The organism is Kitasatospora sp. NPDC001603, from assembly GCF_040298365.1.
Taxonomy (GTDB): Bacteria; Actinomycetota; Actinomycetes; order Streptomycetales; family Streptomycetaceae; genus Kitasatospora.
This window is the reverse complement of record NZ_JBEPAA010000044.1, coordinates 1-17,987: the sequence shown is the minus strand read 5'-3', so window position 1 is coordinate 17,987 and position 17,987 is coordinate 1. Positions and strand designations below refer to the sequence as shown.

Genomic DNA, 17,987 nt, shown 5'->3' with positions numbered 1-17,987 from the left:
GACGTCGGCGACGTGTACGCGCGGGTGCCGGTCGCCCCTGTCCAGGGCTGCGGCGCCCTGGTCTGACCAGCGGGACCGATGCCCGACATCCTACGGTGCTTCGTTCTGCCTGACGTTCCGCTTCACGCGGCGGCGCGCATCTCGGCGATGGCGGCATCCAGCCGGGCCGATCCCACCGCGCAAGCCAGGTCGGTGGCGACCGCGGCGTGATGGCGGGCCTCGTCCACCTCTCCCTGCCGGAACAGGACGGTGGCAAGACGTGCCGCGCCCATCGCCCTCGCCCGGGGCTGGGAGGCCGCGGAAACGCCTGCGGTGCGCCGCAGTTGCGGTACGACATCGGGTGCGAGGTGGCCGGTGGTCGCCGACAGTCGATACAGGGCGTACCCGAGGTCGGAGCGCAGCTTGGCGGGTGTCAGCGTCTGCAGCCAGCCCTCCTGTGCGCTGTCGCCGGCGCGGGAGGCGTGGGCCTCGGCCGCGGCTACAGCGCGCATCACGACGCGGATGTCGCCTTGGAGTGCGAGTGCCTGCGCTGTGACGGCGCTGACCATGGCCAGCACGGCGGGCGGGTGCGGGCCGGTGGCGGAGGCGGTGAGCGACAGCGCCCGTGCGGCGTTGCCTTCGTGGACGGCCTGGCGGGCGGCGTTGGTCGCGATGTGGCAGTACGCCAAGGCGTCGTCGGCTTCCCGTGCGGCGTCAAGAGCCAGGTCGAAGGCGGCTGCGGCGCCCTTCTCCCCGGCGTCGAAGGTGGCCCAGGCGTACAGGCCGGCCAGCCGCGCCACCGCTCCGCTCCAGGCGGTGCGGACGGCCGGCGTCATCGAGGCGGCGCTGAGGTCGACGGCCCGCCGCAGCTCCAGGCCCGCGAAGTGCCAGGTCGCACGGCCGCCGGAGCGGCGGTCCCACTCCTCCAGCGCGACGGTGTGCTGGGCGATGCCGTGCACGTCGCCGGTTCCGAGCCGGGACGGCGCCGCAGCGATGTCGGGCAGGACGGCGGCTGCGCCGAGCGACAGGAAGGTTCGGCGTTGCGTCGGACTCACCTCGCGGGTTCTGGTTCGCGGCCGGCGCGTGCCGACGAGGCCGAGCTCCGCGTCGGTCTTGACGTTGAAGACCGCACGCAGTGCCCGCCGCACCTCGTCCCGCGGCCACCTGATGCGACCGCATTCAAGGCGGCTGACGGTGGCCGCGTCAAAGCCCCCCGGGTCCAGGCCTTCGTTCAGGCACCAGGCGTGTACGCGGTAGGCCACCGTCTCCTGCGTCCAGCCCCGCACTTCCCTGGCCTGCTGTAAGGCCGTGTTCTCCACCGTCCTGCCCCCTGAACTGAACGCCTGCGAAGGGCAATGAGCCTACTCGCTGCTCGTAACTTGCCGACCTAACTTGCCCTACCCCATTCACCTGAACCGGTGTCAGATGGTGCTTCGCCAGATCGAGCACCGAACCTGGGAGCGACAGCCGAGCGCTGGTGGACCGGTCGGCCCACGACCGGCGCCGCCCGGCCCTCTCAAAGCTGCTCGGCCTTGGCCGAGCGCTGTTCCACGCGGCACGTTGCCGCCCCGCCTTGAGGAGATGATGGCCCTGTCCGCCTCCCTTCCCGCCGTCGAGATGCCGCCCAGCGGGCTGACCTTCAGGGCCTGCTGGGTCGGCGGCGCGGCGGCGATGGTTCGGTAGACCTCGCCAGCCGCTCCGGCGCACGCGCCGACCAGCTCGGTCAGGGCGAGGAGCAGACGGGCGTTGCGACGGCGGCGGGCGGGGCGGTCGGGCGGGGTCAGCTGGTCCGGAGTCGTGGTCACCGCTGCACTATGCCGCCCGGGCTGGGTCCGGCGGGCCGGTTCGACAGAATGCACACCGCCTGGACGGCGATCAGGGAGGGGTGGAGGAGGGCGGCGTCGCCTTCGGGGACCGGCGCCGTCCTCTACGGCCCCGCGGCTCTGGCATGATCTGCGCTCAACGAGATTACCTAGGAGGGCAGTTGCAGCAGACACTGGCCACGATGTTCCTTGCCGTGGTTACCACGGTGTTCACCACCTTGGTGATGTCGAGGGTCACCCCCCGTACAGAGCGCTGGGGTGGGCGGTACAAGCGGGCGCAGGCCGGCCGGGACGCCCTCCGTACGGCACTGGAGACCATCCTGGTGGCCTCCGGCCGCCTGGCGGTGGAACGGCGGGCCGACGGCACCGGCTACGCGGATCGGCTGGCCGGGGAGTGGGATCGCTGGCGCGGGCAGCTCGACTCCGCGACGTGCACGCTGATCGACGGCGGCGAGTTCGCGCTCACCTACAGCCACCGCCAGCGGATCCAAGAGCAGCTCTCCGGCTTCATCGTCCTGGTGCGGGCGGTGTGGCTGTGCGACCGGCCCGAAACCGAGCGGCTGCGTTTGGTCCGTGAGCTGACCGAGCCCGCGTATCAGGTCTTCTTTCCGTCCCGGCTCCACCCTCTCCGCTTCGCGGCCGCCCGGGAGCGCCTCGATGCGGCCCTCGGTACCGCGCAGACCGCTGTCGCGCTCGACGTACCCACCTCCGAGCCGGCCATCGACTGACCACGCACCCCAGCGCGCGATGAAGTACACGCGCCCGTGCTGCGCTCCGGTGCCCCCTTGTCGAGACCCCCATACCTTCGGGCAGGCTGTCCGATGCGCAAGACCAGCCAAGCCATAGCGTGCCTGACGCCACGGGTACGCGGGTCGCGCTTCCTGCCAGGTGCGGAGCGCCCTTCGCCCCTGGCAGGGTACGAACGCCGAACAGCAGGACCCGCGCACCAACGGACGGCAAGGTGGTGAGGTGGCGAGGGGGGCGCCGTACTCGCCGCAGAACCACGTGACGCACGACGACAACCTGCACGTGCTGTTGGAGATGCTGGCCCGCTCCGCCGTGGACCGCACGGTGCCGCCGATCGTCGACTGGCTGACCGTCCGACTACGGGTGGCGGTTGCCCAGGCGAGGGACCGGCTCACCCACGGCCGCCGCCCGGCCGGGCGTAACCTGGAGGGCGTGACCACCACCGTCGCCGTTACCAGTTCGGCTGTCGCGCTGCAGGCCTGTCTGGCCGCGCTCACCAGCCGGGCCCGGGCCGGTCTCGACGCCGAGGAGCGGTGGGACCTGCTGGCCGCCGCCTGGTGGTCGGGCGGCCACGACCTCGTGGAACTCGCGGCGGCCGCCGGGCTGGGCACCCGCTACGACCAGGTCCGCACCGACCTGCGTGCCCGAGGTGTCGACACCTCCGAGGCGACCTTCGGCCCGCCGCCCGGCCCCCTCTTCGCGCCGCTGCGCACCGCCGAGGTCCGGGCTCTCGGCGACGTCGCCGACCGGGTCGTGGGCCCGGTCATGCTCACCCCCGATCCGGAGCCGCTCGCGGAGACGGCGTGGCGCCTGCGCCTCGCCTTCGAGCGGCTGGCCGTGGCCGTCGACCCGGCCGAGTCGACCGAGCAGTGAGCTCGGCGGCGTCCCGGCCGAGGCGCTTCATCTCGTACACGGTGAACAGCACGCGGCAGTGCGGGGCGTGGGCCTTGATCTCGCGGGCCACGGTGAGCGCGGCCTCGAACTGCGGGCGGACCCGGACCCGGCTGCTGACCTTCTCCGAGAAGATCTTGTCGCGGGGGATGCCGTGCGCGCTGAGCGCGTCCAGCTGTGACTGGAGCTCCTGGGTGAGGTCGCGAACGTCCTGGGCATCCGGAGGCTCAGGACGCGCGCTCGACGGCCGTACTCGCCCAGCGTTCCCACTAACTGATCGTTTCAAAATGAGTTACGCCGCAGGGCTTGCACTGGGCGATCTTGGTCGGCAGGGTGTCCGGATGCGTTCTGATCTTGTTCCGGACGATCTGTGGGAGCGGGTGGCTCCGCTGCTGCCGTCCGCTCCTGCGCGGCGCCACCGCTTCCCCGGACGGCTCCGTGTCCCCGACCGGGCGGCACTCGCCGGCGTGATGTACGTGCTGCGGACTGGTGTTGCCTGGCGCGACGTCCCCGCAGAGATGGTGGGCTGCTCCGGAGCGACGGCCTGGCGCCGGCTGCGAGACTGGACCGAAGCCGGAGTCTGGCCGCGTCTGCACGCCGCTTTGCTGGCCGAGTTGCGCCGTGCCGACCTGTTGGACCTCGACGACTGCGCCGTGGACGGGTCACACGTCCGGGCGCTCAAAGGGGGGATCACGTCGGCCCCTCGCCCGTCGACCGCGCCCGTCCCGGCTCGAAGCACCACCTGATCGTCGACCGCCACGGAACCCCGCTCGCCGTTGCGCTCACTGGTGGCAACCGCCATGACGTCACCCACCTCCTGCCGCTGCTGGACGCGATCCCACCGATCCGGGGGCTTCGGGGACGCCCTCGCCGCAAGCCGCGGCGCCTGTACGCAGATCGCGGCTACGACTTCGACAAGTACCGCCGCTTGCTGTGGAAGCGCGGCATCAAGCCGATGATCGCTCGACGTGGCATCGCCCACGGCTCGGGGCTGGGCAAGGTGCGTTGGGTGGTGGAGCGAGCGTTCGCCTGGCTGCACCAGTTCAAGCGACTCCGCATCCGGTACGAGCGACGCGCCGACATCCACCAGGGACTGCTTGAACTCGCGTGCTCGATCGTCTGCCTGCGGCGTCTTCGAGCGGCGGCCCCAACCCGGCAGTAGGAGCCAGGTGTCACTACCGGTGTCTGCGCTTACAACAGCAGCGAATTGAAGGACTTGCCCGACCGGTCCAAGCTGAGACCCCAGTGCTGACCTGCCCTCTCGAGGATCTTGAGCAGCGTCTCGCGATCCTCGGCGCTCCCCTGCAGCATGAGGGCTGACCGCTCGATGACGATCAGGTAATGGTCAGCGGGCGCCCACCCCATGTCGCGAAGGCAGTCCGAGAGGGCGTTCCAGTTCCAGCCGAAGTAGACCGGAAACCGCAGACGGGCACTCATCTGTTCGAACAGTCGTTGCTCGTCACCCATCTCGGCACCATCCAGCCAAGCCACGTAGCTGGTCCCCGACGGCGGCAGGAGAAACGAAGAACGCCGGGCGTCCCCCTCCAGGAGGTGCACCCAAGGCGCTTCGCCCGTCCAGTAATGGTTCACTATCCCCCCTTCAAAGCATCCAGCCTGCAGCCGACACGATAGCTGGGTCGAGATGAACAGCATCACCGAGGCGAGCGTTCCGGGCCTGGTCGGCGACGGGGAGCGCCACCCGCGCTGCATCCCATGGGTCCTGCATCCCTGCGGCCGTGTCAGGTGGCCACCATGTCATTCTGAAACGATCAGTAACTGGCGGTCAGTCATCGTGTGTGCAATGGTCGTCTGCTTCCCGGATTCACGGGAGAGCTGCCTGCCACGGCTTCAACCGGCAGCCCATCCCACCCGTAACCGGCTGCCCCGTCATGCCCCTCGGGCCCTTCTCCGCACAGGAGAAATGGAGGCGTTCATGGCTCCACACCCGTGCGGTCTCCGCAGGGCGCCGCCACCTTGCTGCCCCGGGAGGCCGGCCCGAGAGCCGGACGATCCTGTGCCGAGATCCCCGTCCGTGCCCACCGCACCTCTCAGATATGACCCGCAGTCACATTGACGCGATGTCGGTCACCCTTAGTATTGTCCGGAGGTGAAATTCGAACCCCTGGCCGATCTCGTGTGTCCGGACTACGGCGACGACCACCTCAACCGTGCCGTGTCCGATCTGGTCGCCACCTACATCGCCGACGACGCCTACTTGGCCCTCTACTGGGTGACCGAGGGATGCCTGGCGGTGGTCGTCCGCGTGGAGCTGGGGAACCACCTGGAGCAGCTATACGAGGCGAAGGCAGCGGCCGACCGCAGGGCGTCGGTCCCGGACGCCGGCCCGGAGTCGGAGGCGAAGCTGAACCGGCGTGCGGCCGAGACCACGGCCGCTCTCCAGGCCTTCCTCGCGCGGGAGATCGAGGAGACCGAAGAGACCGCCGCCGAGGCCACCGCCCTCTGGCAGAGCCTCGGCCGGGAGTACCCCGGCCCTGTCCCCCCGCGCTACCGTCCGGACCGGCAGAGGGGAGAGGATCCTCACCTGCTGGAGGTGCTGTACGACTTCTGGCGGCAACTGATCACGGCACGCAAGCGCTTGGAGGAGGCGCTCGAAGCCGATCGCGCGGCGCAGCGGGAGCTGGCCGAGGACAGGGCCGTGCTGAAGAGGCTCCGGCGGTTCGGGCTCCAGCACACCGCCCGACACGACGGGGACGATGTCCTCGAGCTGTTCCGCGGCCTCCTCGCCCGGGACGGAGCGCGCCATCACCAGGCCGGACACGGACTCCTCGTGGAGATCGCGAGCGGCCGTACGGTCCTGCTCCACGTGCTGCTGCAGCCCTACCGCGCGCTGCAGGGCGAGCCGGTGATCGTCGATGCGGCGCGGGTCCACCAGGTCGCTGCCGACCTGCGAAGGTCCCGGACGACCGACTCCGTGGTCCTGCTGACCAACACGGAGTTCAGTGCTCCGGCGCGCCGCTTCGCCACGGCACGGGGCATGAAGCTGCTGGATCACAGGGCACTGGAGGCCTGGGCGCTGCGGAGAGTGGCTCCTCGACCTCGTACGGGACGCCGGGACGGAGGCCGCCTGATGCGTATCAAACGCACACCCACGATCGTTCCGCCGAAGTACGGCGACCGTCATCTCCGCGCCAACCTCGGGGACTTTCTCGCAGCTGCCACCGTCCAGGACATGAGGAACGCCGTCCTCTACACGGCCGAGAGGACGATCGCCCTGGAGGTGCGGACCGAGGTCCGCACGGCCCTGGAGGAAGCACGGCTCGTCCACCGGCATAGCGAACGCCGCAGAGGAACCGGCTCGGACGGCGACGACGGGGACTGGACGCCCGCTTCACCGGCCTACGCGAGATCCGCCACCCCGCTCCTCAAGGAGCTGGGAATCGTCATCGGCCAGCTGGAGGACTCCCTCGCCCGGATCGAGGAGGCCTGCGCGGCGCTGAAGAGGCAATACGGGCATGACGCCGACGAGGCCGGCACAGGACCGCTGAGAAGGCTGGGCCTGCCGTGGCAGCAGGCGCGCGTCGCCCGCGCGCGCCTCGGGGAACTTCTCGCGGCAGACCGTGAGAACGCGCACGAGGTCGCCCTGCGGGAGGAGCGGTACCGGGCCTTCCTGGGGAGCGAGAACAGCGTCTCCCTCCAGACGATCGCCGCGATGAGCCCCACCCAGTTCGAGCTCGCCGTCGCGGCCTTCCTGCGAAACGACGGCTTCACCGTGCTGCGCGAACGCGGCGGCGCGGGCGACCTGGGCGCCGACGTCATCGCCGTCTCCCCCGAAGGACAGCGCTACGTGATCCAGTGCAAGCACGGCAGCCGGCGGACGGCGAAGGTCGACTCGCCGGACCTCCAGCGTCTCAACGGCACGGCCAGGCCGGTCCACGGCGCCGACGTGGTCGTGGTCGTCACCAACGGCACCGTTACCGCCCCCGCGCGCGCCTTCGCCCGCTCGCAGCGCATCCACTGCGTCGAGCGGTCCTTCCTGGAACGGTGGGCAGCCTGGGGACAGCCGCTCCCCGAACTCCTCACCACCTGCTGACGCGCCAGGCCCGCCGGAACACCGCCCGGGTGGACCTCGCCGCCGGTCGGACGCAGCGCTCCCGGCCGCCGGCGTCCCGAGCGCTTCACATGGCCACCGGGCCGGACGGCCGTACCGACAGGCCGGCGACGCGGGCTTGCCGCTTCCGCCCCTCCACGGCCAGCGGGCCGATCAGCCAGTACCGGCCGTCCGACAGCGGAGTTCGGCTGGGCGGGACGCACGTCCGCCGGGTTCATGTCGTAGCGGATTCGGCCCGCGCGCACGTAGTGACGGTACCTACCGAACTCCGGCGCCGCCTGGTCTGCCTGGATCTCCAGGACGACTTCGGGCACCACCGGTAGGTAGCGACCCCGGTGCCCGCCCCCGGGCGGGCCGACAGCCGTCTCCGGCAGGTCGCGCACATTTCCCTCCGAGTGGAGCAGCGGCGCGATCTCTGTGCGCAACGCGGCCGTGATGGGCAGAGTGACGGCGACGGGGCGCAGCCGGCCGGTGGGGCTGGGCTGGGCTGGGCGAGCACGAGGGCCTGGCGAGCCGGTGTCGCAGCCGTGACACCGACGACGATGAGGTCGATGGGGTGGCGCTCGCGCCACTTGAGCCAGCCGGCGGCGGTCTTGCCCGGCCGGTATGGGGAATCCTTCCTCTTGAGGACGAGGCATTCCACGCCAGGGGCGGGCAGCCAGGCCAGCGCGCTTTGGAGGTCCTGGGTCGTGAGGACAGCCGTGATGGCGGCCGGGGCACTTTGCAGCAGGCGTTCCAGCTCGGCGCGGCGTTCGTGATAGGGGCGGGAGCGCAGGTCGGACGTCCCCAGGGCGAGCGGGTCGAAGTCGGCGAAGGCGATCATGAAGTCCTCGCCGGGCCTCGGCCCCCGGGGTGATCGGCGCTGGATCGCCGTGAAGTCGATGGTGCCCGTGGTCGGGTTGAGCGCGATGAGTTCGCCGTCGAGGATCGCAGGGCCGAGCGGGCGGGCGGCCGCGGCGATATCGGCGAACCGGGAGGTGAGGTTCGTGCCGCGACGTCCAAAGGCCTGGCCTCGCTCGGTGTCCAGAGCCAGCCGCCACCCATCGAGCTTGACCTCCATGGCGAGGCCCGTCACGTCCGCAGGCAGTACGTCAATGGGGCTGGCTTCGGCGAGCGGCAGCGGAAGACTGACCGGGAACGCCACATCTCAAGTAGTACACCGGCGTGCTCCCGAACGTACCGTCCGCTTACGGAGCGGACCCACGCCGCCGGGACCGCCTGCGCGGACACCTGGAAGTCGCCGACCACCCCGACGACGGCCGGCCAGTGTTCCGCACCGCAGGCCTGCTGACCGGCCTGGCCACCAGCACGGGCGAGTCGTCGCCATACCGCGTACGGGCGGGCGGCCTCGTGGCCCGCATGTTTCACCGCCGGACGCCCGGGCCGGCCCTGCTGCCGCATAGCACGCCAGGGCGGGACGAAGATGCGCCCCCGCCCCGGCGGCCGCGTCTACCGGCGCACGCTCGCCGAGGTAGCCGCCGATCCGGTCGGCTTCGTAGCGCATCATCTCAGTGAGCCGCTCTCCCGCCCACAGCAACAGGGTGAGGGTGAGCTCGCGGGCGTCCTCGACCTCCCGGTGGGTCCGCACGTACCCGAGGAACGGCGGCACGAGTCGCACGCTCCGCTCGACCATGCCGGAGCCGTCGGGACTGGCTTGGAGGCTGTCGGGCAGGACGACGAGGATGTCCAGCGCGGTCGGGTCCGCCGGGTGCTCGTGCCGCTGCGCCTGGTGGACCAGGTCGCGCTGTTCGAGCAGCCACTGGTGGGCGCGGGTCCAGTCAAGGGCGCAGATCCACTCGGTGAGCAGCTGAGCGTCTTCGCGCAGTGTGCCGGCCGCCTCCCGGTGTTCCAGGGCGGCGGTGAGGTCCTGGTGGACCGTTCAGTTCGGGGGCGGGGCGTTCTTCCCGTGGTGGGCGGCCTCGTCGAGCGCGACGGTCCGAAGCAGTTCGAAGGCGAGGGTGCTCGGGTCGGGTCGGGCCGGGTGGTGTTCTCAGGCATCGTGGCTCCAGCGGCGGGGCTACGGGTGTCGGCGTCGAGGTTAGGCGCGGCCGCCGGACTGTGGGCCGGGCCGGGGTCGACGGGGGATGTACAGGGTCGGACCGCGGTAATGGGCATTAGGGCCGGGCTCGGGTGCCCCCCTCACGGGCAGGCGGCACGTCCACGGTTGCGGGCGGGAGGGGCATGCTGCGTAGGGTTCGAACAGGTGAGGCCAGCAGCAGGGCGACTGGCACGATTTGGAGTACCGCGCCGACGGTGAGGGTCGTCCGTACGTCGAGGAGGAGGACCAGGATGCCGGCTGTTGCGGCGGCGAGCGGTCGTGCGCCAGCGGTCACCGTGGTGCTCGCGGCCTGCATCCGGCCCTGGAAGCGCGGGTCACAGAGCGCCTGGCGCAGCGAGCGCTGGCTGGTGCCGGACGCCGTGGCCCAGAACAGCTGCACGGCGAGTGCCGTGGCCAGGGTGATCTGCCAGCCTGGTCCGGGAGCGGCGAGGAGCAGGGGTACCTGTGCGAGGGGGCTGACCGCGAATCCGGTGATGATGGTCGCACCGAGGCCGATCCGGGCTGCGAGTCTCGGGGCGAGGAGCGCGCCGGCGAGGCTTCCGGCTCCGCCGACTCCCATGATCACGCCGAGTGCGGTCGGGGAGGTACCGAGGGCGGTCAGCAGGTAGTAGGCCCAGTAGGTGTTCATGACCGCCAGGCCGAAGCTCAGTGCGGACAGGGCGGCGATCACCGTGCGGATCGTGGGTTGTCCGAGGACGTAGCGCACCCCGTCAATGATGTCCCGCGCAAGGCCGCGTTGCTCCGTGGGTCGTCCGGCGGCCCGTTCGGGGATGCGGATCCGCCAGAGGAGCAGTGCGGAGATGATGAAGGACGCGGCGTCGGCGAGGACTGACCGGGCGGGGCCGAAGGCGCCCACCAGCGCGGCGCCGGCGTTGCTGCCGGCGCTGTCGGCCACCGACGACGCGGCGCCGAGCCTGGAGTTGGCGTTCTGTAGCTGGTGCGATTCGACGAGGGCGGGCAACAGGCTGATCGCCGCCGCGTCGTGCACCGTCTTGGCAGTGCCGAGGACGATCGTGACCGCGTAGAGGTGGCCGATGGTGAGCACACCCGTGAGCGCGGCGGCCGGGATGGTCACCAGGGCTGCGGCTGCGGCGAGGTCCGAGGCGATCAGCTGGGGCCGCTGCGCGTGGCGGTCCGACACGGCGCCGGCCCACAGCGCGATTGTGCTGGGGAGCTGGCCGAGGAAGGCCAGGACTGCGACCTGCGTGGTGCTCGCGTGGAGTTCCAGCACGGCGAGGGTTGGGAGGGCGATCGTGCTTACCGCTGATCCGGACAGGCTCGCTGCCTCGCTGCCCAGGAGATACCGGAAGGGCCGGCTCGCCCGCGCCGTGGTCCGCGGCGCCCGAGCAGCCGTCGTCATCTGCTCCCACCACCGGACGCCCGGTCCGAGGCGGTGACGTCAGGCCACAGAACGTCGGTCGGAGGGCGGGGCGCGGTCCGGCTTTCGAAGTAGCCGGCGCTAGGCTCCGCGAGGGACGGTCCGGGTGTGGAGGACACCCCGCAAGCCGCGCCGTGATCGGTGCGCCGAGCGCTCACGCCTCCGCGGGCCGGAGAACGGGGCGCTGCCTGTCGGGAGCACTGGCCCCTGGTCATGGCGCCGTCCTGGTGATGGGCGCCTCTGTGTCGGAGGGGCGGTGGGTGACGTCGGGTCCGGGCCATTGGAACACGAGGCGGGTCGACCTCTTGGTCAGGACGTCGCCGACGGGGAGGTCGTCGTCGGAGGTGGTGGCGGGGTGGATCGTCAGCCGGGGGTAGCCCCGGCCCCGTGCGTGGCGGTCCCACGCGCGGACGGCGTCGGCGAGTTGCTCGGCGAGCTCGGGGCCCAGGGGGCCGAAGGCGTGGGCGATGAACTCGGCCCCGTCCTCCGCGGCGGGGGTGTGGGTGAGGTAGGCGAGTGAGGCGGCGCCGAGCAGCGCGGCCGCGTCTGCGCCACGCGGAACGGCGGCGATCCCGGTGTCGCGCTCACGGTCGAGTGCGAGACGGCAGAACCCGGGCAGGCGGGTAGCGAGGTAGAGCTGCAGCGTCTCGAACGACTCGCCGCGGGCGACCCGCACTCCGGTGGACACCTCGTGCCGCACCTCGCGCAACGCCTCGCCGAGACCCTCGGCATCGCGGGACGGGCCGTCCTCGAAACGCAGCTGCAACTCGCCGTCGGCAAGGTCGGCGACGGGGGTGGTGCGGCCCATCGACCCGAGGTCGCGGACGAAGCCGCAGTAGGTCCAGTCCCGTGCCCACAGCACGTCGCCGCGACGTTGGAGGGCGATGGCGAGGGTGTAGCCGTGCACCTCGAGCGGGACCACCAGGTGGCCGCCCTCGGCGAGTTGCTCGTGCCACGCCGGGGCGATGTCCCAGACGTTGTGGGTGACCACGATGGCGTCGAAGCCGCCGCGCGGCACATTCCGGGCGGGCGCGCCCAGTGCCCCGTCGCCCTGGAGGGCCAGGACTCTAGGATTCGTCACTTCCCGAGCACTTGGCGCTGGGCGGACGCCGAAATCCGTGCGAAATGAGCAGAGACGGGGGTCGCTGATCATGAGCACTCGGGTACTTACATGACGTCGGTGTCGTGACGGTGAGTACCGGAAGGCCGACTCACCACGGGGGAGACCGTGGGCAGGCACAGCTATCCCGGACCGCCGGACCAGCCGTCCAGGCGGTCGTACACGCATCGACCTCGACGGTCGGATCGCTCTCTGTACAAGCGGCGGCGCGCGCCGATGGACGTCTATCGGCGCTATGGCCCTACGTGCGGCAGGGCCCAGCCACCTGCGGCCTGAGGAGCCGAGAAACCTCGAGTCGTAAGACGGCTTCGCCTATGTTCCACGGGGAACTGCCCTCGCGGCCGCCCAGCGGTGGGAGGACAGCAGAGCATCAGTAGTCGCAGGCGTGCAGGCCACGGGGCTGGCTCGCAAGCTACATTCAGGATCATGACGTACAAGTTCGGACCGAATGAGCAGTGCCTCAGGCGCTGCCGTGCAGTCGTGCCGCTGTTGCTCGCCGAAGCGGACAAGGTTGTCGGTACCGGCGTGTCCGTCGCTGTCCGCGACATGCCGATGATGCCGATGCTGATGGGCTGGTGGCAGTTCACCAACCGCACGGCGAAGGCGGTCGTCCGGCTCTACGACGACGGCTTCAGCGTGGAAGCCGCGCCCCTGATGAGGAACCTGATCGGTCACGCGTACGCCATGAACTGGCTCGTCGATAACGGGTGGCCGGCGCTGAGGGCTATCCGCGCGTACTCCGACGAGCACCGCACCAAGCTCGCCAACAATGTCAATGCGACATGGAACCTGCCCGACCCCGTAACGGTCGAGACAGCGCCACTCGAGTTCGCGGACGAGGCCGACGAAAAGCTGCACAAGCGGCTACTCGGCGAGCTGTCGAACTTCGACAACCTCGCCAAGGCGTACGGGACTCCGGAGATATATCCGGTGTACCGGCACCACTCTGCCTTCTCCCACACGACTGCGTACACGGCGAACCCGTTTGTGGTGGAGAAGGACGACAAGCTGTACTTCGCGACGGAGCCGCAGGACGCGGAGGTGATCGTCGAGCGATTGTGGATCCCGGTCGCACTTCTGCAGGCTGCGAACGCGATCAACCCTTATATTGAGGGCCACCCGATGAAGAAGACCATTGAGAAGGTTATGAACGACCTGGGCCTTCCCGCTGAGATCCTCAACCTGAAGCGGGGTGCTGTCCCGGTTGCTGCGGCGCCTCAGTGACATGCAGCGAGAACCAGTCCGCATCCGCGTTTGACAAGCGACGCGGACACGTCCAAGTGGGTCGTGTCCAGGATTACTGCTACCAGCCCGGCCACTAGGAACGGCCGATGGCTGGCCGCGGCTCTATGCCTCATAGCCGTGTTCGGCGCGGTGGACATGCTCAGGCCCAGGGTGTGCTACGCCGGGGACCATGGGGCGGTTGTAGTCGAGGGGGATGGTGCTGAAGGTGTCGCTAGGGATGGGAGCGGTGTCGTTGTCAGCGATGATCAGTTGTACCCGGTCGCCGTAGGCGTCTGCGAGTGCCTTGAAGCGGTCGTAGATGCGGTTTCCGCGTTCCTGGTCGTCTGGGTTGTTGCCCAGTGCCTTGCGTGGGGAGTCGATGATCAGCAGGGAGGGGACGAGGACATCAGGGTGGGTGAGCCCGAATTCCAGTAGGGCGAGGCTGTAGGCGATGCTCACGCATGTCGTGATGCCGCCGCCGGAAGCCTGCAGGCTCTCGAAGGGGTTGCCGTCGATCACCGGCAGATAGGTCTTCGGGTCGATGACCGCCGTTTGTACCCAAGGCAGGTGCAGCTCGGCGAGCAGGGTGAAGAACTCCTGGCTCAGGTCGTCTACGAGTTGGCCGCGGGCTGCGAGGGCTAGGGTGCGACTCTTGACGTCGGCCTGGACGCGCGTGCGGGTCGCCTTGAGGTCCTTGACCTCTTGGTTGATGGACCGCGCGCGAGCCCAGGCATCACGCAGCTGGGTGACGGCGTCGATGCTCGCTCCGAGCGAGGCTACGCGGGCGCTGGAAGCGGCGATCGCGTCGAACCGGGGCGCGACGATGTCCCGGGTCTGCACATCCAGTTCCCGTCGAAGGGTGGTGGTGAGGAAGTCGGCTTGCTGGACGCGGTCGCGCGCAGCTGCAAGAACCTGCGCATCAGCTTCGCGAACAGCTTGTGCGTCCTGGAGCTGCCTCTCAAGGGCCTCCCGGGTCTGCTGGATGGCTGCAGGGTCGACGGACTCGTCCGGGGGATCGTGTTGCAGGCAGACAATGCAGTGGTGCTCTCGGACCGGCCGTCCTTCTAGCCGTTGCATGCATCGAGGGCAGACGACGAAGTCGAAGGGAGACAGCTTTTCGATCGCGGACGCGGAGCGCTCCAGGCGCAGGAGATCGAGTTCGACCTGAGCGACGACTGATTCACGGGCTTCGAGCAGCTCGCGTGCGGCTTCGACCTCTTGGCTGGCGTCCCTCGCGCCAGCGACGGACCGACGGAGCTCCTGCCGGAGAACAGCATCGGCCGCGCTGCTCTCCTCCAACTCTGAGCGCAGATCGCTGAGGGCACGTTCGGCGAGGGACAGCATCTCGCGTAGCTGAACGAGTTCCGCACGGAGCGCGTCATCACTTCGCGAGTCCGACTCTCGGAGGAAGTTGCTGACGTTGTCGTGCTCAGAGGTTTTCGTCTTCATGTCCGTCAGGAGCTGTGCCGAGCGCTGCTTCAGATCCAGGAGCACGCTGTCCGTCAGCCCGAAGATGATTTCGAATAGGGCTCGGCGCATCCCGTCGAAGTAGGTCTGCTGGTGGCGAACGATCTGAGTGTCGATGTAGATCGCTTCGAGGTAGACGTAGGCGAATAGGGCCTGGAAGGTCACGTTGGCCTTGGCTGCCTTGCCTTCCCGACGCACGGGAATCGACGCACGAGGGAACCTCAAGGCACTCAGCAGCCGGTCGGACAGGGTTGTTTGACCGGCTTCGGCGCGAATGATGAGGCTCTCGCGGAGTTCCAGTGTGACGGGGTCGAGGACGTCCACCCGGTTGCTGCCAGCGTCGCCGATCAGCCTCCGGAGCGCCAGGTGCTCGTCGCCGACGAGGACCTCCGCACACACCGAGTGGACATGATCGCGCACGGCAGGCGTGAGGATGGCGTCACCGCCGACAGCGTGCTTGAGCAGCATGAGAAGGCTGGACTTGCCGCTGCCGCTCGGTCCGCTGATCACGGTGGCCGGCTGGTCGAACCGGTACGTCTGCTCCGCGTCGGCGGTGGTGAGAGTCAGGGCGAGGAACTTCAGGTTGACCGCCATCAGATTTCCGTCCGCCAGGGCCTGTCCACCGCGTCGGGCAGGCGCTCATAGATGAGGTTCTTCAGGGCTGACCCCGACTTGTCGAAGTGCTTCTTCAAAAGCGCCGTGCGTTGCGAGACGAGCACCCAGTCAGGCGTATCGGACAGAGCCGCCACGGCCTCAGCGCCTCTGGCGGTGACGCGGAACTCAGTCCGGTCGCCACCCGCGTACGTGATGAGGTCACGAGCCGCCAGCGAGCCAAGGATGCTGTAGTAGCGCTGATCCCACGGCCCGTACTTGTAGCGGGTCATGCGACTCTCGACGGCCCGTCGCTCGGCGGCTGTGGGCTCGGTGCCGCGGGGCCAGCTGGAGCCGTTTTCGTCGAGCAGTCGCTCCAGCATTGCCGGATAGCGAAGTAGGAAGTCAAGTTTGGCCAGTTTGGTGAGTCCCGCAAGGCCCGTGTGTGCCGTGGTGAAGCGTCCGATCAGCAGCAGGACTCTCGCCTCGTGGTAGTGAGCCTCACGGCGTTCCTCGCTACGAGCCTGCACCTTGATGCGCGTCTCGGAAGTCAAACGCTCGGAGGCGTTGCTCACGATGCCTCCTCGTCGGAGATCGTGAAGACGTCGGAGAAGTAGTAGCTGCAGTCGTCGCACAGCTGATACGCCAGGCCACGAAGGTGCTTGCCGTTGATCTTGAACGGTAGGGTCGCCGACATCGCTTCAGGCATCAGCCGCTGCCTCAACAGCCGGTTCATCCGAGCCCCGTACGACTTGCCCTCCGCCGTCTCGCTCTGCGCGTCCGCACGGCAGTCGAAGGCGGTGTCCAGGACCTCCAAGCGCATATTGGCGAGGTCGGAACTGTCTCCTGGCAATCCCGACTGGTGCTGTTTCCAGGCGACGTACCAGGCCGAGCGCAAACTCTCCGCGTGCACGACCTCGTCATCGGGGACCTGCCCCTGCACCAGCTTCTTGCGGAGATTCACTCCTCCGGGAGCGACCATGGGGAGTCGACCAGGAGCGAAGGTCGGAACGGTGAGTTCGCGGTAGACGAACTGCTCGCGCACAGTGCGGGCGTACATCGTCCGGCGGGCGATGCGCTGCTGCATCTGCACGTTCTGGAGGACCCTGCTCGGCGTCGCGATGTACTCGGCCAACTGGCCACGCTCGCCCTCGCCGCGGTTGGCCTGCTCGATGCGCTCGACGATCTGGCGGTAGGTGGCTTCGTCGTCCACGTGGTCCAGCTCCAGAGCCAGGACGGCCGGCCGGAGGAGCTGCTGCAGGTTGTGATCGGTGATGAACCTGGACGAAGGCACGCTCTTGTAGTCGATGTGCAGCACGGCCAGGAACTGTCTGATCGTGGCGACGAAGCCGTCAGGTATGGCGATGTCAGCCATCGCCTTGGTCTCCGGCACTTCGGGGATGTGCGGGTACGGCTGCTTCCAACGAATCTTCAGGAAGTACCGAGCTATGGTCGTTGCCATCGCGTCGACGTCCGCAGTGACCTCTGGGTCTGGGCCGCACATTCTCGCGAGCACAGCGGCATTGCCCTTGCCGGTGTTCAGCGCGCCGTTCGTGGTGAGGCGCAACCGAACGTTGTCTGCGCAACCACACGCGCGCCAGCTGTTGAACAGGTGTGCCAGGCCCCCGTCCTTGCACAGATCGCCGACATTCCACAGGGTCCGGTGGTACTGGCGGTGCTTCACCGACACCAGCTCGACGGTGCCGTCCTTGAAAGCGATGGCGAAGTCCTCGTGCCACTCGCAGACGACGTACTCGATCTCGTCCCGTGTAAGCATGGCCACGCACGCCTGGGCCGCCACTTCGGCTTGGTACCGATACAGCCGTGAGGTGTCGGTTCCGCCGTCCTCTCCTGGCGCCCGCTGAAAGATCGGGTGCACGAAGTCGTCGGCGTCATCCACCGCGTCCGCTGTCACGTCGACCACAGTCACCCCCAAGCCGTACGCGCACCGCGAGCCCTGAAGGGGGTCGGTGAGCCGAAGATCCTTAGGCATATCACAGTCCGGATGCGTGACGTAACCGAGTGATCGCATAAATCTGGAACGATCAGACAACCCGGTGGTCGGCGAGGTCGCAGCGCGGTGTTCGCCTGCTTCAGCGTGGCACCCGGCCTTGTGCTCACGGTGGATCGGGAAGGCCTGGTTCGGCGGCAGCTGCGATGCGCAGGAGATGTTGTGCTTCTCGGAGGAAGTCGCGCCCGCGGGGTGTGGGGGCGAGGGGGCAGGTGTCGCGGTCGATGATGCGGAAGCCGGCCCTATGCTCGATCGCGCGGATGCGGTGGGCGAGGGCGGTGTGCCTGCTTCCGTAGAAGCCGTCGGCCGCCGCGGGAATGCTGTCGTAGCCTGCCACCTGGACGATGGTACGCAGCCGGTCCAGGGCTTCGCGGCCGGCGATGACAGCTTGCATCGCCGGTGAGAGCTTTGGGGGCAGGTCGAGGTGGCCGAGGCCGTTGTAGCCGCCCGGAGGGTGGACGGTGATGCCGCACCGGCGGGCCTTCTGCGACAGGCCCCAGGTGCTCATGCCGCATTCGCGAGCCAGTTCCCTTAGAGGTCCTAACAAAGGCGTTGGACGTGGCGGTGAGTGATCAGGCAGGCGGCGAGGCCGAGGAAGGCCTCGTGCATGTCGTCGCGCCGTTCCCAG

At 69.1% G+C, this 17,987-nt stretch carries 15 protein-coding genes; 5 read left to right on the top strand and 10 right to left on the bottom strand.

The features are described from left to right. Positions 1 to 122 precede the first annotated feature (122 nt). On the bottom strand, positions 123 to 1,298 hold the full coding sequence (locus tag ABT263_RS25340) for a helix-turn-helix domain-containing protein (protein WP_502885861.1): 1,176 nt from the start codon (positions 1,296 to 1,298) through the stop codon (positions 123 to 125). A 665-nt stretch (positions 1,299 to 1,963) separates the two neighbouring features. Here ABT263_RS25340 and ABT263_RS25335 point away from each other — a divergent pair. Both ABT263_RS25335 and ABT263_RS25330 read left to right on the top strand, forming a co-directional pair. Continuing rightward, positions 1,964 to 2,530: a hypothetical protein gene (locus ABT263_RS25335; protein WP_352293564.1), complete on the top strand. Its 567-nt coding sequence runs from the start codon at positions 1,964 to 1,966 to the stop codon at positions 2,528 to 2,530. A 241-nt stretch (positions 2,531 to 2,771) separates the two neighbouring features. Continuing rightward, a complete protein-coding gene (locus ABT263_RS25330; RefSeq protein WP_352293561.1) occupies positions 2,772 to 3,422 on the top strand; it encodes a hypothetical protein in 651 nt (216 codons plus the stop codon). On the opposite strand, the gene ABT263_RS25325 is transcribed toward ABT263_RS25330, so the two are convergent. Further along, the gene (locus ABT263_RS25325) at positions 3,319 to 3,726 is read right to left on the bottom strand and encodes a recombinase family protein (protein ID WP_352293558.1); all 408 of its coding nucleotides are present in this window, start codon (positions 3,724 to 3,726) and stop codon (positions 3,319 to 3,321) included. The two genes, ABT263_RS25330 and ABT263_RS25325, sit on opposite strands and share 104 nt — an antisense overlap. Positions 3,727 to 3,781: 55 nt before the next feature. Here ABT263_RS25325 and ABT263_RS25320 point away from each other — a divergent pair. Continuing rightward, a protein-coding gene (locus ABT263_RS25320) for an IS5 family transposase (RefSeq protein WP_502885862.1) occupies positions 3,782 to 4,602 on the top strand; the annotation gives its coding sequence in 2 pieces (ribosomal slippage) (positions 3,782 to 4,121 and positions 4,121 to 4,602; 822 coding nt in all). A 29-nt stretch (positions 4,603 to 4,631) separates the two neighbouring features. Here ABT263_RS25320 and ABT263_RS25315 read toward each other — a convergent pair. After that, complete coding sequence (locus ABT263_RS25315) at positions 4,632 to 5,093, bottom strand: barstar family protein (RefSeq protein WP_352293610.1); 462 nt, start codon at positions 5,091 to 5,093, stop codon at positions 4,632 to 4,634. A 454-nt stretch (positions 5,094 to 5,547) separates the two neighbouring features. Between ABT263_RS25315 and ABT263_RS25310 the strand changes: the two genes are divergently transcribed. After that, positions 5,548 to 7,491, top strand: a complete 1,944-nt coding sequence (locus ABT263_RS25310; protein ID WP_352293555.1) for a restriction endonuclease — start codon at positions 5,548 to 5,550, stop codon at positions 7,489 to 7,491. A 232-nt stretch (positions 7,492 to 7,723) separates the two neighbouring features. Here the strand turns inward: ABT263_RS25310 and ABT263_RS25305 are convergent, their stop codons facing one another. The 3 genes from ABT263_RS25305 to ABT263_RS25295 form a co-directional block, all read right to left on the bottom strand. After that, the gene (locus ABT263_RS25305; protein WP_352293552.1) at positions 7,724 to 8,653 is read right to left on the bottom strand and encodes an ATP-dependent DNA ligase; all 930 of its coding nucleotides are present in this window, start codon (positions 8,651 to 8,653) and stop codon (positions 7,724 to 7,726) included. Positions 8,654 to 9,623: 970 nt separating this feature from the next. Then, positions 9,624 to 10,928 (bottom strand): MFS transporter, encoded by a 1,305-nt coding sequence (locus tag ABT263_RS25300; RefSeq protein ID WP_352293549.1) that lies wholly within the window; start codon positions 10,926 to 10,928, stop codon positions 9,624 to 9,626. A gap of 229 nt (positions 10,929 to 11,157) precedes the next feature. After that, entirely contained in the window at positions 11,158 to 12,027 is an 870-nt protein-coding gene (locus ABT263_RS25295) for a class I SAM-dependent methyltransferase (protein ID WP_352293546.1), read from the bottom strand. 465 nt (positions 12,028 to 12,492) lie between these two features. Between ABT263_RS25295 and ABT263_RS25290 the strand changes: the two genes are divergently transcribed. Continuing rightward, positions 12,493 to 13,290, top strand: coding sequence for a DUF5677 domain-containing protein (locus tag ABT263_RS25290; RefSeq protein ID WP_352293543.1), 798 nt, complete (start codon positions 12,493 to 12,495; stop codon positions 13,288 to 13,290). A gap of 123 nt (positions 13,291 to 13,413) precedes the next feature. Here ABT263_RS25290 and ABT263_RS25285 read toward each other — a convergent pair whose 3' ends face one another. The 4 genes from ABT263_RS25285 to ABT263_RS25270 form a co-directional block, all read right to left on the bottom strand. Beyond that, positions 13,414 to 15,351, bottom strand: a complete 1,938-nt coding sequence (locus ABT263_RS25285) for an AAA family ATPase (RefSeq protein WP_352293541.1) — start codon at positions 15,349 to 15,351, stop codon at positions 13,414 to 13,416. Continuing rightward, positions 15,351 to 15,923: a hypothetical protein gene (locus ABT263_RS25280; protein WP_352293538.1), complete on the bottom strand. Its 573-nt coding sequence runs from the start codon at positions 15,921 to 15,923 to the stop codon at positions 15,351 to 15,353. The genes ABT263_RS25285 and ABT263_RS25280 overlap by 1 nt, the downstream gene beginning before the upstream one ends. Beyond that, a complete protein-coding gene (locus ABT263_RS25275) occupies positions 15,920 to 17,278 on the bottom strand; it encodes a dsDNA nuclease domain-containing protein (protein WP_352293535.1) in 1,359 nt (452 codons plus the stop codon). Before ABT263_RS25275 ends, ABT263_RS25280 begins: the two co-directional genes overlap by 4 nt. A 187-nt stretch (positions 17,279 to 17,465) precedes the next feature. Beyond that, on the bottom strand, positions 17,466 to 17,867 hold the full coding sequence (locus ABT263_RS25270; protein WP_352293532.1) for a LysR family transcriptional regulator: 402 nt from the start codon (positions 17,865 to 17,867) through the stop codon (positions 17,466 to 17,468). Positions 17,868 to 17,987 lie beyond the last annotated feature (120 nt).

Coding starts and splice junctions, on each gene's coding strand:
- ABT263_RS25315 (WP_352293610.1), bottom strand. CDS start 5,093: ATGCTGTTCATCTCGACCCAGCTATCGTGTCGGCTGCAGGCTGGATGC.
- ABT263_RS25300 (WP_352293549.1), bottom strand. CDS start 10,928: ATGACGACGGCTGCTCGGGCGCCGCGGACCACGGCGCGGGCGAGCCGG.
- ABT263_RS25290 (WP_352293543.1), top strand. CDS start 12,493: ATGACGTACAAGTTCGGACCGAATGAGCAGTGCCTCAGGCGCTGCCGT.
- ABT263_RS25285 (WP_352293541.1), bottom strand. CDS start 15,351: ATGGCGGTCAACCTGAAGTTCCTCGCCCTGACTCTCACCACCGCCGAC.
- ABT263_RS25270 (WP_352293532.1), bottom strand. CDS start 17,867: ATGAGCACCTGGGGCCTGTCGCAGAAGGCCCGCCGGTGCGGCATCACC.